Annotated in this window: 10 protein-coding genes; all 10 read left to right on the forward strand. The window is 39.5% G+C overall.

Translation table 11 applies throughout. The annotated features are described in order from the left end of the window. Positions 1-5 precede the first annotated feature (5 nt). The 10 genes from TY15_RS06265 (at position 6) to TY15_RS06310 (ending at position 12,139) form a co-directional block, all read left to right on the forward strand. Positions 6-368, forward strand: a complete 363-nt coding sequence (locus tag TY15_RS06265; protein WP_040209411.1) for a response regulator — start codon at positions 6-8, stop codon at positions 366-368. 57 nt (positions 369-425) lie between these two features. Continuing rightward, positions 426-833 carry a hypothetical protein gene (locus tag TY15_RS06270; protein ID WP_042374197.1) on the forward strand — a complete coding sequence of 136 codons (408 nt, stop codon included), beginning with the start codon at positions 426-428 and terminating at the stop codon, positions 831-833. 267 nt (positions 834-1,100) lie between these two features. Further along, positions 1,101-3,359, forward strand: a complete 2,259-nt coding sequence (locus TY15_RS06275) for a methyl-accepting chemotaxis protein (RefSeq protein ID WP_052353711.1) — start codon at positions 1,101-1,103, stop codon at positions 3,357-3,359. A gap of 171 nt (positions 3,360-3,530) precedes the next feature. Further along, the gene (locus TY15_RS06280; RefSeq protein WP_040209409.1) at positions 3,531-5,558 is read left to right on the forward strand and encodes a chemotaxis protein CheA; all 2,028 of its coding nucleotides are present in this window, start codon (positions 3,531-3,533) and stop codon (positions 5,556-5,558) included. A gap of 18 nt (positions 5,559-5,576) precedes the next feature. Continuing rightward, entirely contained in the window at positions 5,577-6,026 is a 450-nt protein-coding gene (locus TY15_RS06285; RefSeq protein ID WP_040209407.1) for a chemotaxis protein CheW, read from the forward strand. 31 nt (positions 6,027-6,057) lie between these two features. After that, positions 6,058-6,522, forward strand: coding sequence for a chemotaxis protein CheW (locus TY15_RS06290; RefSeq protein WP_052353712.1), 465 nt, complete (start codon positions 6,058-6,060; stop codon positions 6,520-6,522). A gap of 40 nt (positions 6,523-6,562) precedes the next feature. Beyond that, the gene (locus TY15_RS06295; RefSeq protein ID WP_052353713.1) at positions 6,563-8,785 is read left to right on the forward strand and encodes a methyl-accepting chemotaxis protein; all 2,223 of its coding nucleotides are present in this window, start codon (positions 6,563-6,565) and stop codon (positions 8,783-8,785) included. 87 nt (positions 8,786-8,872) lie between these two features. Continuing rightward, positions 8,873-11,023 carry a HAMP domain-containing methyl-accepting chemotaxis protein gene (locus TY15_RS06300; protein WP_052353714.1) on the forward strand — a complete coding sequence of 717 codons (2,151 nt, stop codon included), beginning with the start codon at positions 8,873-8,875 and terminating at the stop codon, positions 11,021-11,023. A gap of 188 nt (positions 11,024-11,211) precedes the next feature. Then, a complete protein-coding gene (locus tag TY15_RS06305; RefSeq protein ID WP_040209403.1) occupies positions 11,212-11,655 on the forward strand; it encodes a YaaR family protein in 444 nt (147 codons plus the stop codon). 58 nt (positions 11,656-11,713) lie between these two features. After that, the gene (locus TY15_RS06310; protein ID WP_040209401.1) at positions 11,714-12,139 is read left to right on the forward strand and encodes a DUF6115 domain-containing protein; all 426 of its coding nucleotides are present in this window, start codon (positions 11,714-11,716) and stop codon (positions 12,137-12,139) included. Positions 12,140-12,154: the final 15 nt, after the last annotated feature.

Below are 12,154 nucleotides of genomic sequence, written 5' to 3' on the forward strand. Positions count from 1 at the left end.
ACACTATGGCAAGGGTATTAATTGTGGATGATGCAGCATTTATGCGCATGATGTTAAAGGATATATTGGTAAAAAATGGAATGGAAGTGGTCGGTGAAGCTGTGAATGGTGCAGATGCCGTTGAAAAATACCGTGAATTAACGCCAGATGTGGTTACAATGGACATCACCATGCCGGAAATGGATGGCATTACAGCTGTTAAGCAAATTAAAGGATTTCATCCGCAGGCGAAAATTATCATGTGTTCAGCCATGGGGCAACAACCAATGGTACTAGAAGCTATTCAAGCAGGGGCGAAGGATTTTGTGGTCAAGCCATTCCAAGCGGATCGTGTAATGGATTCGATTAACAAGGTTTTAGGAAGCTAATAGTCAGCAATTCCGTAATAGTTTCGATTAAGTATAGGGTGAAATGGAGTTGCTTACATGACTTTACCAAAATTGCGGAACTGTCCAAAATGCCAGAAGGTTTACCTGTGGGTTAGAGATATTTGTGACAATTGCTACCAAAAACAAGAAGAAGATTATCTTCGCGTCGCAGATTATTTGCGTGAATATCCCGGTAGTAACATCTATGAAGTGAGTGAGGCGACAGGGGTTACCGTTGCACAAATCCGCCAATTCATTTTGGCGGACAGAATCCTCGTCGGACACTTCGAAAATCTAGAGTATCCATGTGAAACATGCGGCACGATGATTAAATCAGGGAAAAAATGCCCCAAATGTTTGGAGGCGATTACCCAGCTTGCGAAGCAAATGGGGCATTCAGACGAGGCAGCCCATCCTCAGGACCGGACAGGTATGAACGGCGGTTATATCAAGAAATACTTATAATAATGAGGCGAGACGTGTTTGAAACCATCTAGATTGGCTTTGAACACGTCTCGCCTTTTTTATTATTTGGACTATAAATCAAATAAAATCAATAAATCTCAAAAGAATAATCAAAAAATTTGGATAAAAACTCAAAAACTATGCTAATATTATATATATTTGAAATGTTATTTCTTATAAGTAAATACAATTCCAATCTGGTGAGGTGATAGTATTTTCATAACCATGGGATAACGTACATAGAAAATTCGTAAAGGAGATTAAAATATGATAAAAAAAATGGCAAAGAAAATACCAGAAAAGTTTTCAGTAAAAATGCCAAAAAAACTACCAATGAAATGGACAAAAAATTTGGGTGATTTTTTTAGCAAAGGAACGAGTAAGTTGTCCATGGGGGTAAAGCTGTGGGGGAGTTTTATCCTTATTTTGTTATTCCTAGGATCCATTTCATTGGTGGCCTATCAAAAAATCCACGTTCTGAGCAGTGATGTTGAAAATATTGGCAATACCCAAATTGCCAAGGTTAAATTAATTGGCGACTTAAAAGAAGAGGTAACCAATGTACGGATGTATGCCTCCCAGCATGCGTATGAACAAGGGCAGGAAACAAAGGCAAATGTAGAAAGTTTTATTAAAGTAGACGCCACAAAGGTAAGAAATAACATTAAAGAAATGGAAAAACTAAACTTAGATACAGAAAATAAAAAACTATTAGCAGAGTTCAGTGATAGCTTTGAAAAATACGTGAACATCATGCCGACGTTCTATGAAAAATCGAAAAATAACAATTATGACGATGTTCATGGTCAAATGGGGTTATTGTCTGCCTTGGGTGGAAAATCTATGGTATCGCTTGATAAGCTCTCCAAGAGCATTCTGGAAGAAAATAATTTGATCGTAAAGGAAGCAAAGCAGGACTCTACTCGTTCTAGTATCCAGATCATGATTGTCTCAATCATTGCGGTTCTGTTTAGCATTCTGATCTCATTCCTGATCACAAAGCTTATTCGCCGCTCGGTCCATGGAGTTGTCAAGAATGTATTGGTCACGACAAACTCTGTGTCTGAAATTAAAAAGTCAATTGATCAAACAACCATCAGTGCTCAAGATTTAGATCATTCGATGAATAAAGCCAACCATTCCATCAGTGAGTTAGTGGCTTCCATCCAACAGGTGGCGGGGAGTACAACAGTAACAGCTTCAGGAGTAGATGAAATCTCTGCTGCAGTTGAACAAATGAGTGCATCAATTAATTTGGTGGCCGGTAGTGCTTCGCATTTAGCTTCAGCTGCCGAAGAGTCTTCCTCTGCTATTCAAGAAATGATGGCTTCGATCGAACAAGTAGCCGCAAATGTGGGTAGTGTAAGTTTGGGGGTCGATGAATTCGCAGCAGCGATTGAAGAAATGAGCAAATCTATCAATACTGTCAATCATAATGCTGATAGTTTGAATGAAACGGCTGAACAAGCATCACTAACGGTAGAAGAGATGGTGAATTCAATCAAGCAAGTCGCTGAAAGTGCGCAAATCGTCAACCACCTGAGCAATACAGTAAAAGAGGATGCGCATGAAGGTACAGTCTCGTTACAGGAAACATTAAATGGAATGAAGGAAATATCTCTAGTAATTGATCAAGCAAGCCATGTGATTGAGAATCTCGGCAAAAGTTCAGAAGAAATTGGAACAATTATTGAAGTCATCGATGATATTGCCGATCAAACGAATTTATTAGCCCTTAATGCGGCCATTGAAGCAGCACGTGCAGGTGAACATGGAAGAGGCTTTGCGGTAGTCGCCGATGAGGTCCGAAAACTTGCAGAACGTTCTGCTAAAGCAACAAAGGAAATTGCCGGATTGATTAAAGGAATTCAAATTGAAACGGGTGCAGCTGTAAAATCCATCAATGAGGGTGCCAATAAAGTTATTATTGGAAATCAACTAGCAGAAAAAACCAATCAAGCCATCCAAAAAATCTCTGAGGGGATTGCCCAAGTGACGGATGAGATGAGTCAAATTGCCAAAGCAACAGAGGAACAAACTAGAAATAGTGGGTTAATTACAAATGTGGTCGAAAGTGTCAAGCAGCAATCTACTGAAATGACTCATTCAACAAAAGAACAATCGATAACTGCCGAAGAAATCGTCAGAGGGATTACGATGACAAAGGAGCAAATTCAACAAATTTCGCTGGCGGCAGCTGAACAAGCGCAGGGTAGTACAGCTATTGTGGCTGCAGTTGAGAATGTATCTAATCAAACAGGTTCTGTGACAAATGCAACAAATGAGCAGGCCCTTACGGCTGATGAGATCGTTCGTAATATTAATAGTATTAAAGAAATGGTTACCCAAATGACGGTTGCAACGAGCGACCAAGCTAAATACGGTCAAGAAATTGCCCTTGAAGTAGAAAATGTTCGTAAACAATCAGAGGAATTAAACACCAGCATGGAAACGCAACTTAAAGAGGTAGAAGAGGTCGTTCGCTCTGTAGATGATGTAAAAATACAAATTGAAAAATTAAAATAATCGACTTTTAAATGTAACGCTTCCGCACGAAATGTGGGAGCGTTTTATTTAACATCATAATTTATCAAAAAATCTACAAATCTATCAAACAAAACGACTTAAAAAGTCGAAAACTATGCTAATATGGAATATATGTCCCTTTTGGATGCTACTTAGTGAGGAGAGTTTGAAATGGATTTTAATAATTATTTAGAAATATTCATAGAAGAATCAAAAGAACATGTTCAGGCAATTAATGATGAACTGTTAAACCTAGAGGCAGAACCAGGTAATACTGCCATCGTAAACGAGATCTTTCGTTCAGCCCACACGCTTAAAGGGATGTCAGGAACAATGGGATTTGAAGATCTCGCTTCTTTAACACATGAAATGGAAAATGTGTTAGATCTTCTTCGCAATGATAAATTAACGATTACCTCCGAAATCATGGATGTCATTTTTCAATGCGTTGACTTGATTGAAAAAATGGTCGATAACATTGAACAAGGTGGGGATGGAAAAGAAGATGTTAGTGGAATTGTCTTAAAATTAGAACAAATTCAGAATCCATCCATTTCACCCGTTCAAGAAATGTCGGCAGCATCACTTGAAACAGCCGTTACCGCAGAACGCACCCATATCATTGATATTGATGAGTACCAATTAACCCTTATCAATGAAGCACGAAAATTTGGTCACAATGTATATGAAGTAACGGTTTCACTTGATGAAAACTGTGTGATGAAAGCTGTTCGTGCCTATATGGTCTTTCAAGCTGCTGAGGAACTTGGCGAAATTATCCAGTCAAATCCGCCAGTTGACCAAATTGAAGAAGAACAGTTTACAGATTCTTTCACTATTTTATTGTTGACTCAAAAAGACGCCACCGATATACAAACACAGATCCGCAATATTTCAGAAGTTAAAGAAGTTATAGTAGAAGAGAGTTTAACGAAACCATCAGAGGATACGGCAAAAGCAACAGGTACGGAAGAGCAAGTAACAGAGGTACAACCAAAGCGTACTGTAGAAAAAGAGGATACAGAGGGACCCAAGAAAAAACATCGCTCTAAATCAATCCGGGTGGATATTGAAAAACTAGATCAATTAATGAACTTATTTAGTGAATTGATTATTGACCGTGGCAGACTTGAACAGATTGCTAAGAAAAGTCAACTAGGTGAATTAAATGAAACCGTTGAACATATGACCCGTATTTCCACTGATCTTCAGGGACTCATCTTAAATATGCGGATGGTTCCAGTCGAGCAAGTATTCAATCGTTTCCCAAGAATGGTCCGCGATTTAGCCAAGGAATTAAATAAAAAAGTTCAATTGGTGGTCGAAGGAGCAGAGACGGAGCTTGATCGTACGGTTATTGATGAGATTGGCGATCCTTTGGTCCATTTACTTCGAAATGGTTTAGACCATGGGCTTGAGTCCACAGAAGAACGAATCGCCAGTGGTAAACCTGAAGAAGGAACCATCATTTTAAAAGCTTACCATAGCGGAAATCATGTCTTTATTGAAGTGGTGGATGATGGAAAAGGAATAAACCGAGATAAAGTGTTGGAAAAAGCGATTGAGCGTGGCGTCGTCACACAAGACGAGGCAAATACACTTACGGATCAACAAGTATTTGCGCTAATATTCTCCTCTGGATTTAGTACGGCAGATAAGATTTCTGATATCTCTGGTCGCGGCGTAGGTCTAGACGTAGTAAAAACTAAAATAGAATCGTTAGGTGGATTAATTACGATTGATTCCACACCAGGTCATGGGTCCGTTTTCAGAATCCAGCTTCCGTTAACCCTGTCGATTATCTATTCGATGTTAGTAAAGGTAGAAGAAGAAACGTTTGCGATTCCATTTAGTTCAATTAACGAAATAACGACCATTTTGAAGGATCAGGTTGCTACCCTTCACGGTCAAAAAGTGTTCCAATTCCGTGGACAAGTCGTTCCATTGGTGTATTTAAACGATGTGTTCCATGTGCCGGCTAGCGACCAAACGGAATCCAGTGAGCAATTGTTTATTGTCCTCGTTCACAGGGGCAATAAAACGATGGGCTTAGTAGTTGACTCCGTGATCGGGCAGCAAGAAGTGGTCTTAAAATCACTTGGTGGCTATTTAACCAATATCTTCGCCATTTCCGGGGCAACCATTCTTGGCAATGGAGAAGTGGCCCTCATCATCGATACGAATCAGTTTTTTAAATAGAAAGGGTGAATCATTTTGATGGACATGGTCAAAATCGTCGCCTTTACACTAGGCGAAGAAGAGTATGCATTAGACATTGAGCACGTACAATCGATAGAGCGGATTCAACATATTACGAGAGTCCCCAATGCACCGACTTTTGTAAAAGGAGTGATTAATCTTCGCGGACATGTCACTCCGATTATTGACTTACGGAGCCTGTTAAAGATAGAACAAGTAGACTATACCGACAATACCCGGATTATCATGACCAAATTAGATGAAATTGAATTAGGATTAATCGTCGATCAAACAAAAGATGTAATGGATGTGAAAGCAGAAGATTTCGAAGCTCCTGCCAGCTGTGGATTTGATTCAGAATATATTGGTGGAATTGCTAATATTCAGGGGCGCTTAATCATTTTATTAAAATTGGCAGAGTTAATGGAAGCCTCAGTCGGCGATCTACAACAAGTCGATGGAAAATAGAAAAAAATAAGCGAAGATGAGGGGAAAACAGATGGAACAAGATAATAAAACACTCATTTTTAAAGTAGACAACGAAGAATATGGCGTACACATTAATCAAGTTGTCTCAATTGAACGGATGCAGGAAATCACGCCCTATCCGAATAGACCAGCACATGTATTGGGGGTAACGACCATCAGGGACGTTGTCACTCCGATTGTCGACCTACGAGAAGCCTTGACAGGGGAGTCTGTTCAGGTAGCAGACGCCTCCAGAATGATTATTGTTCAGGTATATGACAAAGAAATTGGACTTGTTGTCGATGCGGCAACCGATGTATTAAATATTCCTGAGGATACGATTCAGCATCCAAATCTATTGGAAGCGAAGGATGTTTCCTATCTGAAGGGAATCTCGAAATTGGATGAGCGCCTTATCATTTTGTTGGATATAGAAAAATTGCTTGAGGATACAACCAATTTAGATGAATTAAAAGAAATAAAAGATTCATTATAATCCCGAAAGAATACAAGGTTGTTAATGAAGGAGAATTAATATGTTTAAACCTAAAAGAAAAACAGCAAGCAAAATGCCAAAAAAGGGAACAGGAAAGATTCCGAAGAAATCAGCTAGGAAACTACCAATGGCGCTTAAACTTTATGGTAGTTATTTAGTCATTATCATCCTGTTGATTTCTACCTTCTTACTATCTGGAAAAGGGTTAGCTCTTTTATCCGATTATGTCCACCAAATCGGTAATACCCAAGTTCCCAAAATTGAGTTAGCCGGAAAATTAAAAGAAGAGTTTACGCGTGTCCGACTATATGCAACGAAACATGCCTATGAGCGCGAACAGGTTAATAAAAATGTGATGAAAGCAAATGTAGATAAAGATATTACTGAAATTAGAAATAATATCAAAGGGTTTGAGAAATTAGACCTGACGAAAAAAAATAGGGACCAATTAGAATCATTCCGTAAAAACTTCGAAGAATATGCCGCCATTATCCCATTTATGTTTGAAGATTCAAATAAAAATGATTATGACATGGTTCAGCTGCAAATGAAGATTATGGACACATTAGGGGAAAAAACAACCGTTTCACTCGATGAACTCCAAAAAAGTGTCGAAAAGGATAATAAAGATATCATCGCTGCTTCAGAGGATGAGGCTTCTACTTCAAGATTAATTCTATTACTTGTATCGATAGCAGGTGCGATTTTTAGCATCATTATTTCTATCACAATGACGAGATCGATTCGTCGCTCAGTCCGAGGCGTCGTGAACAACGTGGATGTTTCGAATAAATCTGTTGGTGAGATGAAAGAATCAATTGAAAAGGCAGCCATAAACGCGAAAGTATTGGATGATTCGATGAATAAAGCGAATGATTCGGTGAATGAACTAGTGGCAAGCATTCAACAAGTGGCCGGGAATACCAATATAACCGCCTCAAGTGTTGATGAGATTTCTGCTGCGATTGAAGAAATGAGTGCTTCGATTAACTTAGTCGCAGGCGGGGCAGATCAATTAGCCGCATCTTCTGAGGAAAGCTCATCAGCGATGCAAGAAATGTTAACTTCGATTGAGCAAGTAGCCATGAATGTTTTTAGTGCCGGAACAAATGTGGAACAAATCACGAAAGCCATTGAAGAAGTAAGTGCATCCATTAAAGGGGTAAGTGAGAATGCCGTTGGCCTGACGAATACAGCAGAACAAACAGCACAAACAGTCGAAGAAATGGTTGTGTCGATCAAACAGGTAGCGGATAGTGCGCAAACGGTGAAACAGTTAACCGATACAGTTATGGACGATGCCCTTGAAGGAACGCAGTCGTTAAGTGAAACCTTGGATGGAATGAATGAAATATCGAAAGTGATTGATCATGCAAGTGGTGTAATCGAAGGGTTAGGAAAAAGTTCAGAGGAAATCGGCAGTATCATTGAAGTCATTGACGATATTGCCGAGCAAACGAACCTTCTTGCATTGAATGCGGCAATTGAAGCAGCACGCGCCGGTGAGCATGGCAAGGGATTTGCCGTTGTCGCAGATGAGGTTCGGAAATTGGCGGAACGTTCTGCTAAAGCAACAAAGGAAATCGCGGTCCTTATCAAAGGAATCCAAACCGAAACCAATACGGCCGTTACGTCGATTAACGATGGCTCTGACAAGGTGAAAATCGGCAATCAATTAGCTGAAAAAACAAACTATGCTATTCAGAAAATTTCCGAAGGGATTGCCAAGGTTACCGCGGAAATTAATCAAGTGGCAAAAGCGACTGAAGAACAAACAAAAAATAGTTCATTTATTATCAGTGCCGTTGAGAATGTGACGAAACAAGCAAAGGAAATGACCTATTCTACAAAGGAACAAACGATTACGGCTGAAGAAATTGTCACTGCAATCTACAAAACAAAGGACCAAGTGGACCAAATCTCGATTGCCACGTCGGAACAGGCTCAAGGAAGTATGGCGATTGTCGATGCGGTTGAAAATGTAACGAGACAATCGAATGCAATGACCAATGCGACAAAAGAACAGTCACTAACAGCAGAGGAAATTGTTCGCAATATCAATAATATTAAAGAAATGGTTAATCAAATTATGATTGCCACTAATGATCAAGCCGGATTTGGCCAAGAAATTTCCAAAGAAGTTGAAAATGTACGCAGACAAACAGATGAGTTGAATTCAAGTATCGAAATTCAATCAAAAGAAGTAGAAGAATTGGTGAGTGCAACAAAAGGCGTCAATCACCAAGTGGACAAGTTAAAGTAACAGGTCTCTTATTCATTATTGGTTGGTTTTGAAACAAAGAATTGATGACCAGAATCTACATCTTAGAATACAAGGAGAATTAGAAAGTTGAAACAGTTTTCAATGAAGGCAAAATTATGGAGTAGCTTTTTAGGGATGCTAATATTACTTTTAGCAGTAAGTGTCATCTCTTATTTAAATATTAATAGCTTAGCTGATTCCGTAAAGGAAATTACACAAACTGAATATACCAAGGTGAAAACGATTAATAAACTGAATCTTGGCATGACCCGAGTCAGATTATATATGGCCAAGCATGGAACAGCAATGGACAAGGAAACAATGGATGCTGCCAGTAAATTACTAGAGGAAAATACAAAAGAAGTCGAGAAAAATGTAAAGATACTACGTCCTATGTTGGTCGTGAAAGAAAATCAAGAAAGACTGAATGAATTTGAACGTAATTTCTATGAGTATCAAAAATTACTCCCAACGGCAATCGAACGATCAGAAGATCAGGATATGAAGGGGTTTACGGCGATATTTAATGAAATGGGCCCCTTTGGTGATAAGGCTTCCCAACAATTAGACTTAATTCAGTCTGATCGGGATAAGGCATTAGCACAATTATCCTTAGAGGCCGACGATAATGCCGATAAAAGTGAATTATTGATTATCGCGATTGCGGTGATTTCTACATTATTAAGTGTGGTGATTGCCTTTGCAATAGGTAGATTGATTTCGCGGTCTGTATCCGGAGTTGTTAAAAATGTCCAAACAACAACTAATTCCGTGATGGGCATCAAAAAATCAATTGAAACGACTGCAGATAGTGCCCAAGAATTGGATGCATCGATGTCCAAGGCCAAGGATTCAGTGAGTGAACTTGTGGCTAGTATCCAACAAGTCGCAGGCAACACGAATATTACGGCTTCAGGTGTCGATGAAATCTCCGCTGCGATCGAGCAAATGAGTGCGTCAATTAACTTGGTCGCAGATAGTGCTGGGCACTTGGCTGTATCTTCTGAGGAAAGTTCATCGGCTATTCAAGAAATGATGGCATCGATTGAACAGGTCGCTGGAAATGTTGGGCATGCTGGAGCGAATGTGGAACAAATTACGAAGGCAATTGAAGAAATAAGTGCTTCCATCAACGGTGTTAGCAAAAATGCTGTCGACTTGACCCAAACAGCGGAACAAACCGTGCAAACTGTCGAAGAAATGGTCGGATCGATTAAACAGGTCGCAGACAGTGCGCAAACCGTTAAACAACTAACGGATTCGGTCATGCATGATGCCGTTCAAGGAACTGACTCCTTACATGAAACGTTAAATGGAATGGACGAAATTTCACAGGTGATTAATCAGGCAAGTAGCGTAATGGCAAACCTTGGAAAAAGCTCAGAGGAAATCGGCAGTATCATTGAAGTTATTGATGAGATTGCTGATCAAACGAATTTATTAGCACTGAATGCTGCGATTGAGGCGGCACGTGCCGGTGAACATGGAAAAGGCTTTGCTGTTGTGGCGGAAGAAGTCCGTAAATTGGCGGAACGCTCTGCCAAAGCAACGAAAGAAATTGCTGTTTTGATTAAAGGGATTCAAACTGAAACCGTCGCTGCTGTTACATCGATTAATGATGGGGCCGAGAAGGTGAAAATCGGCAATCAGTTGGCCGAGCAAACCGAGCATGCAATCAGAAAAATTTCCGAAGGGATCGCCCAGGTGACTGAGGAAATCAATCAAGTCGCAAGTGCAACGGAAGAACAAACCCAAAATAGTCAGTTCATTGTAAAAGCTGTCGAGAATGTGACGAAGCAAGCAACGGAAATGACTTATTCCACAAAAGAACAAACGATTACTGCTGAAGAAATTGTTCATGCGATTAACAACACAAAGGAACAGGTCCAGCAAATTTCCGTGGCAACGGCTGAACAAGCAAAAGGAAGTAATGCCATTATCGCGGCGGTTGAAAATGTGGCAACACAATCCAATTCGGTCACAAGTGCAACGAAGGAACAGTCATTGACCGCTGAGGAAATCGTTCGGAATATTAATAATATCAAAGAAATGGTCAACCAAATGATGATTGCAACCAATGATCAAGCCAAATATGGTCAGGAAATCGCTACCCAGGTTGACAATGTTCGAAATCAAACAGAAGAAGTTAATAAGAGCATAGAAACACAGACTAGTGAGGTAGAAGCGGTAACTTATGCCATGCTTGAGGTTAATAAACAGGTCAAAAAGATTCAATAAGGGTCGAAATGCTTCCACAAATTTTTGTGGAAGCATTTTTTTGGTGTATTTCCATGAATAGGATGGGGGATGTGGAGGTGTGGATCGATATTTATAATGAAATTTATGAAAAAGTAAGGTATAATTTTGATAGATTTCGATTATTTTTAACAGATTCGTTATGTTTTATATAGAGGAAGTGAATTCTTTTGAAAATTCAAGACCCAGTAAGGATTAATCTTGGTGATAACCGTCTTTCAACATCGGAACGATCTTCCACCAGCTCAACCTCTTTTCAAAAAATCATGAGCACGTATTCACAGGGTTTAACCGAGGATCGCCTCCAGCAAATGCTGCAGGATATTGATCAACAAGGATTAAAATTATCTGAAAATCCCACCTTCCATGAATTAAGGAAATATAAGGACATGGTCAAGCAATTCATGGGAGAAGTCACAAAAAATGGGGTTAGCCTGTATCAGACAGACAGCTGGGATCCATATGGTGGAAATAAAACATTGAAAACCGTGCAAGTACTGGACCGTAAATTAATGGAATTAACGGACCACGTCCTTAATAAACAAAGTAATGGGCTGACGTTATTAGAAAGAATTGGTGAAATTAAAGGCCTATTGATTAATATTTATACGTAAATGATAAAAAAGAAGCGATTTTCACGCTTCATTATGCACCTATAAAGGAGTAGAGCAATTGGTAGAATATATCATTTTGGTTTTATTAGCAGTTAATTTAATTGCTGTTCTCTTCTTGGTCGTAAAGGGATCATCCTCTCAAGGCGATAAGGACCAGTTAACGGCACATCAAAAATTAAACAAACAATATCAAAATATGATGCAGGAAATGACACAATTAAAATCAACGATTGAACAGTCACATAGTATTCTTATGCATGAATTCGAACAATGGAAGGTAGAGCGACAGGCACTTGAATCATCAATGCGAGTGGCAGCAACACCACCCAAGATAGAAAATTTATTTTTAAATGAGCGCTACCAGGAGATCTTTGATTTACAAAGACAAGGGTTTTCCGTTGAACAAATTGCCAAGAAACTTGACAAGGGCTGTGGGGAAATAACGTTGATCCTGCAGCTTGCTGCTCAAGATCACCACGCGTAAAGAAAGAGGGTCTAT

Source organism: Neobacillus jeddahensis, assembly GCF_000612625.1.
GTDB lineage: Bacteria > Bacillota > Bacilli > Bacillales > Cytobacillaceae > Neobacillus > Neobacillus jeddahensis.